The following is a 13,624-nucleotide window of genomic DNA, read 5'->3' on the forward strand; positions in this document are numbered from 1 at the left end:
GTACGGGCAACCGGCCCGTACCGCCCCTCCCCATGCGCGGCGCCGCTACTTCACGGCGAGCACCAGGCTGTCCGACGGGGACGCCCAGACGGCGCGCGCCTCACCGAACCCGGCCTCGCGCAGGGTCTCGACGTGCCACCGCACGGACGGCATGTCGCCGTCCGCGTGCTCGCCGTAGATCGTGTACCGCTCGGCGGTCGGCCCGGCGAGGACCGGGTCCTTCGCGGCGAGGGCCCACCAGTCCGCCCAGTCGAGAGCGCCCGCGGCCTTGGCACGGTCCATGGCCGCGTGCCGGTGGGCGCGCTCGGCCGCGTTGATACGGGGCGTCTCGGTGTCGATCATGTGGTCGGCGTTCATGAACACGCCGCCGTCCCTGACGAGTCCGCCGATCCGCCGGTAGAGCGCGGTGAGCGGTTCGGTGTGCAGCCAGTGCAGGGCGGTGGCGGTGAGGACCGCGTCGTACGACTCGTACGGCAACTGCCCTGCCCAGTCGGGGTCCTTGAGGTCGGCGGTGACGAAGGTGACGCGCTCGTCGCCGTCGAAGTGGCCGCGAGCGATGGCGAGCAGCGCCGGGTCGAGGTCGACGCCCGTGCTGGTGGCCTCGGGGAACCGCTTGAGGATCCGGTCCGTAATACTTCCCGTACCGCATGCGAGATCGAGCACTCTCGGCCTGGGCCCCACCACGGCCTCGACCATGTCCAGCATCACCCGGAACCGTTCCTCACGGTCGGGCATGTACCACTCCTGCTGACGGTCCCAGCTCTCCTGCCAGGCCGCCCAATCGGTGCCTGTCGATGTCTCCGTCACGAGGAACCTCCCATGTAATACCCTGGAACAGGAAAAGCCCATTACATCGTTTGCTGCATCACTTTAGACCGACGCGGTAAGGACTACAAGTGGAACTGGCCTATTACTCGGACTACGCCGTGCGTCTGGTCAACACCGAGGAGCCGACCCGTAACAAGGACTGCCTCACCTCCGTCGAGGCGGTACGTGAGCTGTTCGGCCTCAACCAACAGGCGGCCCGGCGGGCGACCGACGCGGACGTGACCCGCTTCCGGTCCGTACGGGCACGGCTGCGCGCGGTCTTCGAGGCGGCCGACGGCGGTGACGAGACGCTCGCCGTCGACCTGCTCAACTCACTGCTGCTGGAGTTCCCGGTCAGCCCGCAGATCTCCGGGCACGACTTCCGCGACGAGGACGGCAAGCCGGACTGGCACATGCACCTGGCCGACCACCCGTCGAACGCGACGGCCGGATACGCCGCCATCGCGGCGATGGGCCTCGCCTTCCACCTCACCTCGTACGGGGTGGACCGGCTCGGCCTGTGCGAGGCGGCGCCATGCCGTAACGCCTACCTCGACACCTCGACCAATCGCTCCCGCCGCTACTGCTCGGACCGCTGCGCGACCCGCGCCAACGTGGCCGCCTACCGGGCCCGCAAGCGCCTGGAGACGGAACGCGCCGCGGACACCGGCCGCAGCGCGGAGACCACCCAGGTCACCACACCCCACACCGACCGCTGATCCTTCTTCAGCGGCCGGTAGCGCGCCCGGACCCTGGCCAGTACGAGCTCCTCCGGCACCGTCCCGTAATCCGTGCTGTCGCCGCCGGCGAAGATGTTGTCGGCCAGCACCCACCAGCCGCCCCGGCGGCGTTCGGCGGCCCGCTTGACGACCAGCAGATCCTGCTGGAACGGATGGCGCAGAATCACCACGTCCCCGGGGCGCACCGTCGCCCCGTACTGCACGAGCAGCCAGTCCCCGTGATGGAGCGTGGGCACCATCGACGGCCCGGTCACCTCCACCACCTGGAACCGCACGCGCCCGGCCAGCCCTCGCCCCCGCTGCTCCTGCGTCAGCTCAGGCACCTCCGGCACCTCCCGCATCTCTCCGGCACCTCCCCGGTCCGTCCAGTACACCGTCCCGTACAGCGTTCCGTACATTCGGCCACCGGACTCATCCTCACCCTGGACTTTTGGCCTAAGCCCATGGGGGCAGCCGCTAAAACCCGTCACTCACGGAGTAATGTCCCACCTGAGAAGACGATCACGAGGAAGGACAGCTCAATGCTTTCCCGCCTGTTTGCCCCCAAGGTGAAGGTCAGCGCCCACTGCGACCTGCCCTGCGGCGTGTACGACCCGGCCCAGGCCCGCATCGAGGCGGAGTCCGTCAAGGCCGTCCAGGAGAAGTACCAGGCCAACGAGGACCCGCACTTCCGGGCCCGCGCGGTGGTCATCAAGGAGCAGCGCGCCGAGCTCGCCAAGCACCACGTCTCGGTGCTGTGGAGCGACTACTTCAAGCCGCCGCACTTCGAGAAGTACCCGGAGCTGCACCAGCTGGTCAACGACGCCCTGAAGGCGCTGTCGGCCGCGAAGGCCTCCACGGACCCGGCGACGGGCCAGAAGGCGCTGGACTACATCGCTCAGATCGACAAGATCTTCTGGGAGACCAAGAAGGCTTGATCGGCCCGCTGTTCGGTTTCCGACTGGACGCCAGGTCAGAGCGGCAACGAGAGAGGCCCGACCGCTTCGAGCGATCGGGCCTCTCCTTGCTTCCGAGATCCTTTGGGAGACGATTGGGAGACGGGGTCAGGAAGAGCGCCTCTCCCGCCACCTCGCCGCCTCGTCCACCCCGTTGATCAACGACTTCTCCCACACCTCCTGCAGGCCCCGAGCGATGCCAAGCTCCATCTCCGGTGACGTATGCGAGTACGTCCCCTCAACGCCCCGCAGCTTGTGGTCCATCCGCTCCTCGACCGCACCCCGCGAGTGTCCCCGCTCGTCCAGCCCTACCTTGTGCCCGTGGCGCAGGCCGTGCGGCACCGTCTCGGCAATGCCTTCCACGGCCGGCAGCGCGGGCTGAGCGGGGCGCCCCTTCCTGGAGGGCTCCCCGTCCTGCCCTTCGACGATCGGATAGAACCGGCCGTAGAACTGATCGTCGCCCCGGAGCGGTCGCCCGCGCTGCGGCGGGAACACAGGGCACTCGTGGCTGTTCGCGGCGAGGAACGGCGGCAGGATCGGCGTGCGGTACGTGCCGCACTTCGGCGGGATCGGCGTGAAGCCCTTGGCCGGCTTCAGCTTCTGGCCGGCGCGCAACCGGTCCCCGACCGTGAGACCGTTCGCGTCGGCGATGTCCGCGGCCCGCTTCGGATCGGCATGTCACTGGAAACCGGAGGGTGCGGGCGTTCTCGGCAAGGAGCCGCGCGTGTCGGGGCGTTGGCCATACGTACTCGTCTCCGGTCTCGACGGGGACGTGCCGGCCGCGCTTGCGCTGGGATCCTGCGGGCAGAGGGTTGGAGGGGATGAGCTTCTCGTCGACCGGGTCATCGAGGAGCATGCGCATGAGGCCCTCGATGGCGTCGACGTAGTCCGAACCGGCCAAGCCCGCCGTGGCCGAGATGTTCACCGCGCTCATCGCTGTCGACTCCGCCGGGCACACCGAGTGGCTCCTGAAGAACACCTCGATCAGCGTCCAGGGGCGCAACCGCACCCGGGCCAGATCGCGTTCGACAGCCCGGCCGTACCGCGCGTCGGCCGCCGGGGCCGGCCGTACCGCGCGTCGGCCCCCTCCGCGTTCCCGTGACAGGTCGGGACCGGACCGGGGCGGGAGGCAGTCCGGGAGTTGGGACCCGTGGTCGGCTGCGGAGCCAGGCGGACTGCGCGGTTCCGTAGCGGTCGGCGTAGGGTCGACGCCCGGCATGGGCCGCGTGTTCACCCGGCACAAGCCCGCACGGTCCGACCGCATCTCCGGCACCGCCATGACCCTGTTGGTGCTCGGCGGGCCCGGATGTCCGTTCGGCAGGGCGCCGCCGATACCCCGCAAAATGTGATCGATGAGTTTCCGGGACGGGATCAGTCGGTATGGGTGGACATGCGCACACGACCGGCATGCGCTCACGACAGGAGACAGCGATGACCACCGAGGGCTTCACCACATGTCTGTGGTTCGACGGCCAGGCCGAGGAGGCGGCGGAGTACTACCTCTCGGTCTTCAAGAACTCCCGGCTCGGCAGGATCGGCCGCTACACCGAAGCGGGTCCCGGGCCTGCCGGGTCGGCGATGGCGGTCGAGTTCGAGATCAACGGCCAGAAGTTCGTCGGGCTGAACGGCGGGCCGCAGTTCACGTTCAACGAATCCATCTCGTTCCAGATCCACTGCTCGGACCAGGACGAGGTGGACTACTACTGGAACCGTCTCATCGACGGGGGCGAAGAGGGGCCCTGCGGCTGGCTGAAGGACAGGTACGGCGTCTCCTGGCAGGTCGTCCCGGAGGCGCTGATCGATCTGATCGGCGACCCGGACGCCCAGAAGGCAGCCCGGACCACCGCGGCGATGATGACCATGAAGAAGCTGGACATCGCCGCGCTGCGGAAAGTGCACGACGAGGGCTGACACCGGAGAGACGCCGGACGGAGGCCGATCCGTCCGGCGCGCGTCCACGTCATCCGTCCGGCCGTCCGCGTCGTCTGCGGGTGAGCCCGTTCATACCGCCGTGCGCCGCCCTCGCGCGGCGCGGGCCGAGGAACACCCCGGCGGAGCAAGGTGCGGTGCTGCGGTGGGTGGTCAGCCGACCGGGTGGGCGCGCAGACGCGCCGCCCACGGATGGCCGGCGCCCTGGGCCAGGGTGATCGTCTCGGTCAGCCAGGCACGCTGGTCCGCGGTGAGGACCGGCAGCGCCGTCGCGAAGTCCTGCTCGTCCTTGGGACGCGGGGACTTGGCCTTGTACAGGAGTTGCACCTCCGGGGTGAGGTACGGGACGCCGTCCCTCGAGACCCGGCCGAGCCGGTCGAGCGGGAGGCGGATGCGGGGGTCGCGGCGGAACAGCCAGTCGGTGCCCTCCGCGTCGTCGAACATGAGCTGGATGCGCCAGGGTTCGGCGGGGCCGGGACGGCACCAGACGTCGTGGACGTACGGCGGCAGGACCTCGCCGGGGAGCCAGCGGCGCAGGGTGCCGGGCGGATCGGCGGCCCACCATTCCCAGTCCGCCAGGATCTGCTGGGCCGTGAGCTGGTCGCGGCGCAGCAGGAGTACGTCGATGTCGCCGTGGTCCCGGAAGGTGTGGCCCACGGCGAGTTCGACCGCGTATCCGCCGGCGATCCACCAGGGGGCGCGCAGCGGCTCGAAGAGGCGGGCGGCCTCTTCGAGCGGGGGTGGGTCCCAGGGGCCCCAGGGGGTTTCCGTGCGCATCGGTTTGCCGGCTCCCTTTCTCGCCTCGTCCCTCCTCCTCCGGGATCGGCCGGCGGGAGGTCAGTCCGTCTTGAGCAGGAGGTCAGTCCGTCCTGAGCAGATGACGGTAGCTGTCCGGATGCTCCCTCAGATATGTGGCCAGGCTCGTCGCCGGATGCCCGGTGAGGTTCGGTACGGCGTCCGAGACCGTGGACATCTCGCCGGTGGCGATGGCCTCGTACGACGTCACCCAGCCGGCCACCTCCCAGTCCTCCGCACCGTAGTGCGCCCGTGAGGCGTAGGCCTCCTCGCGGGTCTCCGGTACGTAGGTGACGGTCCGGCCGGTGGCCCTGCTGAGCTCCTCGGCCGCTTCGGCGAGGGTGAACGCCTCGGGGCCCGTGAGGTCGTACGTGGCCCCGTCGTGGCGCATGCTGTCGGTCTCGGTGTCGGCCAGCAGCACGGCGGTCGCGGCGTCCGCGATGTCCTCGTGCGCCACCGCCGCCACCCGGCCGTCGCCGCCCGGACCGCGCAGCACCCCGTCGACGCCGGTCATCGCCGGGATCCCGGCGAGGTACAGGCTGTCGCGCAGGAAGGTGTAGCGGACCTCGGCGACCCGGATGTGCGCCTCGGTGTGCCAGTGGTCCCGGGCGAAGGTGAACGTGGCCTCCGGCGCCGCTCCGAGGAAGGCGAGGTAGACGATCCGCTCGACACCCGCGGCGACCGCCGCGTCCACGGCCGTCGTGTGCTGGCGTACCCGGTCGGGGCTCTCGTGCGCCGAGACGAGGAACAGGGTGTGCGCACCGGCGAGGGCACTGCGCATGGCCTCCCCGTCGCCGTAGGGGGCGGGCGGTGCGGCGACGGCGCCGGGCAGCTCCGGCAGCCGGGACGGGTCGCGGCCCAGGAGTCTCACGGGTACTCCGGCGCGCACGAGGCGCTGTGCCACGCGGCCGCCGACCGCACCGCCGGCGCCGGTGACGGCGACGATCGGGGCGGCCGGGTCCGTCGGGCCCGTGGGGGGTGCCGGATTCATGCGGGGTCGCCTTCCTCACTCGGCCAGGGACGCACCTCCACGACCGCGTCCACCGGGACGGGTCCGTAGATGTGCGGGAACTCCTCGCCGCCGGGCGCGACGGGCTCGTACCGAACGGGGACCGGGAGCCGGGCGGGATCGATGACGAGGACCACCAGATCCTGGTCAGGTGCCCCGGCCCGGCTCCCGGCGCCGTACAGCATCTCGGCCACGCCGTCGAGCTGGTGCGGCAGCGAGCAGTGGATGAAGCCCTCTTCGTGCAGGGTGCGGCCGCGGGTGGACATCTCGTACGTCCCGATCCCGCGGGCCGCCTCCCACAAGGGGCCTTCGGTGAGGTGCAGCAACAGTTCGGCCATGGGCCAACGCTAGCCGCGCCGACGCGTCCTACGGGCCACCAGCGTGGCCGCCGATCCGGCGGCGCGCAGAACGCCGACAATCCGATGCTGCGCCACGCCGGGTTCAGCCCGATACGCCGGGACACCCGGGGGTCGTGTCGGGGTACAGCGTGCGCGCGGGCCGGCGCGTCAGGCCGTTTCCGCGAGCAGGCGGGCCTCCACCCGTGGGTCCAGGCCGACCGGGGGGCGGTCGGGCCGATGCGGCGCTTCGCCGCCCAGTTCCGCCAGCCATGTCCAGGTGTCCGCGACCGTCTCCTCCACCGGTCGGCAGCGCAGCCCGGCCGCGTACGCCTTGCTGACGTCACCCTGGTGCATGGTGTCGTACAGCTCACCCGGCGGCAGCCAGACCGGCAGATCGCTCCAGGGCTCCACACCCGCCGCGAGGATCACCTCGGTGGGGATCCAGCGGAGCACGGCGTCGGAACCTGTGACGCGTACGCAGGCATCGAGCAGCTGCCCCATCGTGGCGTGCCCCGGACGACTGACCAGGTTGTACGGCCCGTACAGCCCGCCGCGCGCGGCGTCCAGGAGCCAGTTCGCCACGTCACGGGCGTCGATGTACTGGAGTTTCAGATCCGGTGTGCCCGGGGCCGGTACGGCCCCTCCGCGGGCGATTCGCGAGAGCCACCAGGGCAGCCTGCCGACGTTCTCCCAGGGGCCCAGGATCAGTCCCGCGCGGGCGAGGAGCGCCCGGTCGCCGAAGGCGTCGAGTGCGGCCAGTTCGCCACCGCGTTTGGCGAGGGGGTACGGGACGTCCCCGCCCGCGTCGGGCGAGGCACCGGCCACCAGCGGGCCGTCCTCGGGCAGGCCGGCCGGGGCCGGGTAGTCGTACACGGAGCGGCTGGAGACGTACGTGTACCGCCCGGCCCGGCCGACCAGCAGACGGGCCGCGTCCCGGACGGCTGTGGGGGCGCCGCTCCAGGTGTCGACGACCAGGTCCCAGGCGTACGCATCCGCGCGGCGGCCGGCGGCTGCGGCTGCCGCTTCGGCCAGTACGGCAAGGCCTTCGCCGGTGGTGCGGTCGCCGAGGAGTTCCGTAACGCCCGGCGGGGGCGCGTGGTGGCCGCGGTGGAACACCGTGACCTCCCAGCCACGGGCGAGCGCCGCCTCGGTGACGGCGCGACCGACGAATTCCGTACCACCCAGCATCAGAAGCCTCATGGGGCCGACTCTGCCCGAGGGACGACCGGGCCGGTACCGGTCCTCGCTCTCGGCGTAAGAGAGCGGCGGCCCTCGCTCTCGGCGCGAGAGGACGGCGGCCCCGACTCGTTCGCCGGACAGCCGGATGCCGGCCCCTCACGGCGTGCGGGCGAGCGGGCTGCGGTTGCGCAGCAGCCACTGGTGGTACCCGGCCGCCCGCTGGGCCGCCTCCCGGTAGGCCGCCTCCAGTTCCCCGTACACCGTCGCCATGTCGGCACCCGGCCGGGACACCAGCAGCAGCCGGACGGCGAGGGGGTCGTCGCGCAGCGGCCGGATCGCCATGTCGTCGCGCGGCCCCGAGGTGGGCTGGCACGGGGCGACCGCCTCGCCGAGCACGACGAGGGAGGCGGCGGTGAGGTAGTCGCCGTGCAGAACGGTCGGCGCGAGCCCGGCCTCGCCGAACACCCGGCGCAGCCCGTCCCATTCGCCGTCCACCGTGGGGTCGATCATCCACCGGTCGGCGGCCAGATCGCCGAGGTCGACCACGGGCCGCTCGGCGGCCGGATGGTCCCTGGCCATCGAGATGAACTGCGGTTCACGGTCCAGGAGTACGCGCTGCGACAGTCCCTCCGGTACGGCCAGCGGACAGCCCTCGACCTCGTGCACGAAGGCGACGTCGAGGCCGCCCGTCTCGACCGTCCGCAGCAGTGCGCGGGCCGATACGTCGACCCGTAGCGAGATGTCCGTATCGGGCAGCCTGAGTCGCAGCCTGCGCAGCCAGCCGCCGATGACCCGGCTGGCGGTGGAGCCGATGCGCAGCCGGGGGCCGGAGGCGCGGACAGCTTCGGCCTCCTCCTTCGCGTCGCTGATCAGGGCGGCCATTCCGTCGACCAGTGGGCGCGCCCGGCCGAGTACGGCGCGGCCGAGCAACGTCGGGCGGCAGCCGGTCCGTTCGCGGCAGAACAACTCGGCACCCAGGGCGTTCTCGATCCGCCGCAGCTGGGTGGTCAGGGAGGGCTGACTCACGCCCAGCCTGCGGGCGGCTCGGTGCAGGCTGCCGGTGTCGGCGATGGCGCAGAGCGCCCTGAGGTGCCTCACCTCAAGCTCCATACCGTCGAGCGTAGGGCGGCGGGCAGCCGTCGCACCAGACGTCACAACCCCATCAAAGAACGTGAATTCACCGGGAGTTGACGGAGGCGTCGAACGCCGTGCGGGAGGGCGATAGGGCGGTGCTATCGCCGGTTGACATCATCCGCGACGCCTTTCGCTCCCCGACACTCTCTCCGTACCGCACCCCGTCCGAGTCCGCTGACCGGACGGGTTCATCGGACAGGCAATCGGTAGGAGACCCCCCATGAGACACCCCAGGACCGTCATGTCGGCCGTGGTCGGCCTCGGCTTCGGACTCGCGGCAGCACTGGGCACCGCACCCGCCATCGCCTCCTCTCCCGCACCCGCCGCACCACCCGCCGCCACCTCGCAGGCGCACGCGGGCTACACGTCCCACTCCGGGTCGCACGAGAGCGCCGCCGCCAACAAGGCGTTCTTCGAGGCTGTCGCCAAGTCCGTCGCCGAGAAGCGGGCGGCGAACCCGGGCACCCGGTCGGTCACCATCGTCTACAGCACCGCCAACGCGCCGAGCTTCCGCACCCAGATAGCCAACAGTGCGCAGATCTGGAACAGCTCGGTCTCCAACGTCCGGCTGCAGGAAGGCTCGAACGCCGACTTCGCCTACTACGAGGGCAACGACCCGAGCGGTTCGTACGCCAGCACCGACGGGCACGGCAACGGATACATCTTCCTCGACTACGCACAGAACCGGCAGTACGACTCGACCCGCGTCACCGCGCACGAGACCGGTCATGTGCTCGGCCTTCCGGACCACTACTCCGGTCCGTGCAGCGAGCTGATGTCGGGGGGCGGCCCCGGCCCGTCGTGCACCAACCCGTACCCCAACGCGAGTGAGCGCAGCCAGGTGAACTACCTGTGGCAGAACGGTTTCGCGGCAGCACTGGCAGGCAACGCCTCCTGACCGCACTCCCACCGCTCAGCAGCACCGGGGGGCCACCTCGTAGGACGGGGTGGCCCCTTGCGCCTTTGACGGGCGGCTCGGCGCCCGCCGCACCGGGTCCGGGACGGCCCGCGCCGGCCTACGAGCTGCCCAGTGCGGCACGGACGAGGGCCAGCAGTTCGTCCTCCGTCAGCCCCAGCTCGCGCGCGTCCGCGACCACCTCGCGTACGCGCTCCTGCAGCCGGGCCCGGTGCGGGGACGCGCCGCCGGTGACGACCGCGCCGCGCCCCCGGCGCAGCTCGATCAGCCCCTCCTCGCGCAGCTGCTGGTAACCGCGCAGCACCGTATGGACGTTGACCCCGAGGGACTCGGCAAGCATGCGGGCTGCGGGCAGACGCTCGCCCGGCACCACCGCCCCCTCGGCGACAGCGCGGCGCACGGACGCCGCGATCTGATCACCGAGCGGCACGGTGGAGGTGGGATCGACCCGGAAGAGCATGGTCAGCGCTCCGCCTGTCGCCGGTCGATCAGGGTGTTGAGGAGCGCGGCCCCGGTCGCCGAGTCGTCGACGGTCACCGCGAACACCCGGCCGCCGGCCAGTGTGGCCACGATTCCCTCACCGGAGCGGATCATGAGACCGCTCCGTCCCGGGCGGATCCGGTAGCCCCAGCCGCCGTACTCCGCAAGGGGGTTGATGTCGCGGCTGGTCGCGGCCTCGATCCGGTCGAGCGGCACCCTGAGGCGCGGCCAGGGGAGCATCCCCGAGATGGTGATGCCGCGCCGGTCCACCACGACGTACGGCCGGGCGAACACGGCCAGCAGCACACCGAGGATCAGCGGAGGCGACGCGGCCACCCAGCCCGAGCCGAACAGCAGCACCACCCCGACGGCCACGAGCACGAGGGCGATCAGCGGCCGCCACCAGCCCCCGGCGCTGCGCGCCCATCCGGCGACCTCCCCGTCGGCGAGCGAGATCCGCGCTCCGTCACCGGCCTGCCCGATCGCGGCCGGCTGCTCCGGTACGGGACCGAGCGCGGCCAGGACCAGCCCCAGCCCTGCGGCGAGCACGGCGACGCCCAGGGCGACGGCGAGCTGCCACATCGGGAGCGACGCACCTTGCGTCTCCCCCTTCACGACGTCACCGGCATCCACGTTGGCGAGCAGCACGGCGGCCATCATCCAGCCGAGGAATCCGGCGAAGGCATACCCACCGGCGATCAACCAGCGGTAGGCCCGCCCGAAGAACTTCCCCCGCACCACCGTGAGGGCCCACAGCACACCGGTCACAGAGAACAGCAGGACGTTGGCCACGGCGTACCACACCTGACCCATGTGCCCGTTCGCCCGGCCATCGGCCTGGAAGTGGCTGGCCAGTTGTTCGGGGAGCCGGTCCCGGAAGACGGCGAGCAGCACCAGATCGGCAACGAGCGCGAGCAGGAACGGCAGGGCGGCGAGGGTGGCTCTGCCCAGGTTCTTACGCATCATGAAAACCTCCATTGTTTGCATGCTAGTAGAACAATGGAGTTACGGCAAAGCCTTGTCTGCGTGCTGGTGCCTGGCCGGCCGGTCAGTCGGCCGGCCGGCCAGGCATCGGCGCGCATGCCTATGCGGGCCTGCTGCGCCTGTCGGGCCGACCGGCTAGTAGGGGCTGCCCCGTAATCCCTGGTGGATCAGCGCGCGGCGTCAGATGCGGTGCATCGCAAGGCGGAGGGGCGCTCGCATACTGGCTGTATTCGGGCGTTCCGACAACGCGGCGAGGTGCCGTAGCTGTCGTCGTGCGCCCGCCAGGGACTACGGGACAGCCCTTAGGCCTGCATGGCCAATTGAGCCTGCACGGCCGGCTGCACAACGCTCCGGCCGGGCCGGGAAGGTCAGGCCAGTTCCAGCGGGAACGCGCCCCGATGCCCCGTACCGGCACCTTGGTCCGGACGCGGTTCGTACTCGCGGCAGCTCCAGACCTCCTGAACGAATCCGGTCCGCCGGTCCCACAGGTCCAGGACATCGCCCTCACCCGCCGCCCCGCGGTAGGCGTCCTTGGCGCCCCGGAAGCACGCGAGGCCGCCGGAAAGGCCACGGCCGGGGGCCGGGAAGTAGTCGGAGAAGGCGCAGGCGATGCAGGTCTGGAGACGCACCCCCGGTGGCAGGACGCGCTGGATCGTGGCGAGCGCGGAGGCGAAGTCGCTCTCGGCCCGGTGGGATCCGTACGCGGCCCCGCCGAACTGCAGCTCCAGGTACAGATACGGATCGGGACGGCGCAGCGACAACAGGCAGCTGAGCGTGGCCTGATGAACGGCTCCGTCCCAGAGGACCGGGAGCGGCAGGTCCCACTCCAGGACGCAGTCGCCCAACGCGCCGTCCACCAGGGCGAACAGGCCGTCGGCCGGCGGTGTGCCGGCCACCGGGGCGAGACCGTCGAAGCTTGCGCCCTCGAAGTCGATGCCCCTGATCCGGAGGCGGAGTTGCTGTCCATCGGTGGTGAGGATGACGGCGTCGGAACCCTGTCGGTCCCGGTACCACCCTGCCCATGACTCATCTGTCATGGGCACGGACTGTAGCCCGTGCCCATGACAGTCGCTCTGCCGCCCTCCTTTTCGCCTCACGAGCCTTGTGACCTCGGCACCTTGCCCCGGTCTCCCTTCTCCGCCCCCTTCGTCGTCATCGGCTCTGCGCTCGCTTCCGAGTGACCCCCTCCGATGCCACCGGGTGTGCCGCTTCCTCCTTTCCGCGCTCAGTGCGTCCGGCGGGTGACGAACTCCGCCAGGGTCAGGAGGTCGCCCGCCGGGGCCAGGTCGGGGACCGCCCTGGACAGGTGGTGGACCGCGCGTGCCATCCGGTCCGCCGCGCAGACCTGTGCCCAGTCCCGGCCGCCGGCCCGGTCGACGGCATCGGCGGCGCGGCTCACCTCACCAGGGCCGTTCATGGCTCCCCGGTAGAGCGCGGCGAGTTCGGCCGCCGCCGGAGTGCCGGAGGTCAGCGCCGCGACCACGGGCAGGGACTTCTTGTGGGCGACGAGATCCGCCCCCACCGGCTTCCCGGTCTGTGCCGGATCCCCCCAGATGCCGATCAGATCGTCGATGAGCTGGAAGGCGAGGCCCGCCTCCCGGCCGAATCCGTCCATCGAGCCGACCGTCCGCTCCCCCGCGCCGGCGTACAGCGCTCCCAGTGCGCAGGCGCAGCCGAGCAGGGCGCCCGTCTTGGCGGTGGCCATGGTCAGGCATTCGTCGAGCGAGACCTCGTCCGGATCGCGGTCCTCGAAGGCGCAGTCCGCCTGTTGGCCCGCGCAGAGTTCGATGACACAGGTCGAGAGCCGTGCCGAAGCGCGGGCCGCGGCCGGGCCGGTGTCCTCGGCCAGCAGTCGCTGGGCGAGGGCAAGCATGGCGTCGCCGGCGATGACCGCGTCCGGGATGCCGAAGACCGCCCAGGCCGTGGGCCGGTGCCGACGGGTCCGGTCCTCGTCGATGACGTCGTCGTGCAGCAGGGTGAAATTGTGGACCAGCTCCACGGCGACGGCCGCCCGTACCGCCTGTCGCGGGTCGCCGCCCAGCGCGCGGGCGGCGGCGAGGACGAGGGCGGGCCTGATCGCCTTGCCCGCCTGTCCCGACGACGGGGTGCCGTCGGCCTGCTGCCAGCCGAAGTGGTACATCGCGACGCGGCGGATCGATCCGGGCAAGGAGTCGACGGCGGCGCGCAGTTCGGGATCGACGAGGGTCCGGGTCTGTTCCAGGAGGGCCGGGGCCTCATGGCCCCTGGTCACGAGGGCGGCCGGGTCGTCGTCACCCGGGGCCCTGGGTGTCGGTGAATGGAGTGCGTGGTGGGTCTTCACTGGGGCGTCCTCCCGATGCCGCCCCGGGCACGGCTGCCCGGTGGCGGAGGTTGACGGG

At 71.3% G+C, this 13,624-nt stretch carries 16 protein-coding genes; 4 read left to right on the top strand and 12 right to left on the bottom strand.

The window, feature by feature from the left end:
- Window positions 1–45: 45 nt before the first annotated feature.
- Complete coding sequence (locus ACFU8Q_RS31085; protein ID WP_384460203.1) at window positions 46–849, bottom strand: class I SAM-dependent methyltransferase; 804 nt, start codon at window positions 847–849, stop codon at window positions 46–48.
- A 47-nt stretch (window positions 850–896) separates the two neighbouring features.
- Between ACFU8Q_RS31085 and ACFU8Q_RS31090 the strand changes: the two genes are divergently transcribed.
- On the top strand, window positions 897–1,526 hold the full coding sequence (locus ACFU8Q_RS31090; RefSeq protein ID WP_384460206.1) for a CGNR zinc finger domain-containing protein: 630 nt from the start codon (window positions 897–899) through the stop codon (window positions 1,524–1,526).
- On the opposite strand, the gene sodX is transcribed toward ACFU8Q_RS31090, so the two are convergent.
- Window positions 1,430–1,945 carry a nickel-type superoxide dismutase maturation protease gene (gene sodX, locus ACFU8Q_RS31095; protein WP_384460211.1) on the bottom strand — a complete coding sequence of 172 codons (516 nt, stop codon included), beginning with the start codon at window positions 1,943–1,945 and terminating at the stop codon, window positions 1,430–1,432. The genes ACFU8Q_RS31090 and sodX overlap by 97 nt on opposite strands.
- A gap of 123 nt (window positions 1,946–2,068) precedes the next feature.
- Between sodX and sodN the strand changes: the two genes are divergently transcribed.
- Window positions 2,069–2,464, top strand: coding sequence for a superoxide dismutase, Ni (gene sodN / locus ACFU8Q_RS31100; RefSeq protein ID WP_093899557.1), 396 nt, complete (start codon window positions 2,069–2,071; stop codon window positions 2,462–2,464).
- Between the two features lie 126 nt (window positions 2,465–2,590).
- Here the strand turns inward: sodN and ACFU8Q_RS31105 are convergent, their stop codons facing one another.
- A complete protein-coding gene (locus ACFU8Q_RS31105) occupies window positions 2,591–3,097 on the bottom strand; it encodes a hypothetical protein (RefSeq protein WP_384460214.1) in 507 nt (168 codons plus the stop codon).
- 816 nt (window positions 3,098–3,913) lie between these two features.
- Here ACFU8Q_RS31105 and ACFU8Q_RS31110 point away from each other — a divergent pair.
- On the top strand, window positions 3,914–4,393 hold the full coding sequence (locus ACFU8Q_RS31110) for a VOC family protein (protein ID WP_384460217.1): 480 nt from the start codon (window positions 3,914–3,916) through the stop codon (window positions 4,391–4,393).
- Window positions 4,394–4,564: 171 nt separating this feature from the next.
- Here the strand turns inward: ACFU8Q_RS31110 and ACFU8Q_RS31115 are convergent, their stop codons facing one another.
- From ACFU8Q_RS31115 to ACFU8Q_RS31135, 5 genes are all read right to left on the bottom strand, one after another.
- Window positions 4,565–5,188: a nucleotidyltransferase domain-containing protein gene (locus tag ACFU8Q_RS31115; protein ID WP_384460220.1), complete on the bottom strand. Its 624-nt coding sequence runs from the start codon at window positions 5,186–5,188 to the stop codon at window positions 4,565–4,567.
- An 82-nt stretch (window positions 5,189–5,270) separates the two neighbouring features.
- Window positions 5,271–6,197: an NAD(P)H-binding protein gene (locus tag ACFU8Q_RS31120; protein ID WP_384460223.1), complete on the bottom strand. Its 927-nt coding sequence runs from the start codon at window positions 6,195–6,197 to the stop codon at window positions 5,271–5,273.
- On the bottom strand, window positions 6,194–6,553 hold the full coding sequence (locus tag ACFU8Q_RS31125) for a DUF952 domain-containing protein (RefSeq protein WP_384460226.1): 360 nt from the start codon (window positions 6,551–6,553) through the stop codon (window positions 6,194–6,196). Before ACFU8Q_RS31125 ends, ACFU8Q_RS31120 begins: the two co-directional genes overlap by 4 nt.
- Before the next feature lie 168 nt (window positions 6,554–6,721).
- On the bottom strand, window positions 6,722–7,741 hold the full coding sequence (locus ACFU8Q_RS31130) for an NAD-dependent epimerase/dehydratase family protein (RefSeq protein WP_384460244.1): 1,020 nt from the start codon (window positions 7,739–7,741) through the stop codon (window positions 6,722–6,724).
- Between the two features lie 147 nt (window positions 7,742–7,888).
- Window positions 7,889–8,842 carry a LysR family transcriptional regulator gene (locus ACFU8Q_RS31135; RefSeq protein WP_384460229.1) on the bottom strand — a complete coding sequence of 318 codons (954 nt, stop codon included), beginning with the start codon at window positions 8,840–8,842 and terminating at the stop codon, window positions 7,889–7,891.
- Between the two features lie 244 nt (window positions 8,843–9,086).
- Here ACFU8Q_RS31135 and snpA point away from each other — a divergent pair, with 244 nt between their 5' ends.
- Window positions 9,087–9,764 (top strand): snapalysin, encoded by a 678-nt coding sequence (gene snpA, locus ACFU8Q_RS31140; RefSeq protein WP_384460232.1) that lies wholly within the window; start codon window positions 9,087–9,089, stop codon window positions 9,762–9,764.
- A gap of 118 nt (window positions 9,765–9,882) precedes the next feature.
- Here the strand turns inward: snpA and ACFU8Q_RS31145 are convergent, their stop codons facing one another.
- From ACFU8Q_RS31145 to ACFU8Q_RS31160, 4 genes are all read right to left on the bottom strand, one after another.
- Window positions 9,883–10,242, bottom strand: a complete 360-nt coding sequence (locus tag ACFU8Q_RS31145) for a GntR family transcriptional regulator (RefSeq protein WP_383755749.1) — start codon at window positions 10,240–10,242, stop codon at window positions 9,883–9,885.
- Between the two features lie 2 nt (window positions 10,243–10,244).
- Window positions 10,245–11,228: a DUF1648 domain-containing protein gene (locus ACFU8Q_RS31150; protein WP_384460236.1), complete on the bottom strand. Its 984-nt coding sequence runs from the start codon at window positions 11,226–11,228 to the stop codon at window positions 10,245–10,247.
- A 386-nt stretch (window positions 11,229–11,614) separates the two neighbouring features.
- Complete coding sequence (locus ACFU8Q_RS31155; protein ID WP_384460240.1) at window positions 11,615–12,283, bottom strand: DUF6304 family protein; 669 nt, start codon at window positions 12,281–12,283, stop codon at window positions 11,615–11,617.
- Window positions 12,284–12,471: 188 nt separating this feature from the next.
- Complete coding sequence (locus tag ACFU8Q_RS31160) at window positions 12,472–13,497, bottom strand: family 2 encapsulin nanocompartment cargo protein polyprenyl transferase (RefSeq protein WP_384460247.1); 1,026 nt, start codon at window positions 13,495–13,497, stop codon at window positions 12,472–12,474.
- Between the last annotated feature and the right edge of the window lie 127 nt (window positions 13,498–13,624).

The sequence above is a fragment of the Streptomyces sp. NPDC057543 genome, assembly GCF_042801895.1.
In the GTDB taxonomy this organism is placed as follows: Bacteria; Actinomycetota; Actinomycetes; order Streptomycetales; family Streptomycetaceae; genus Streptomyces.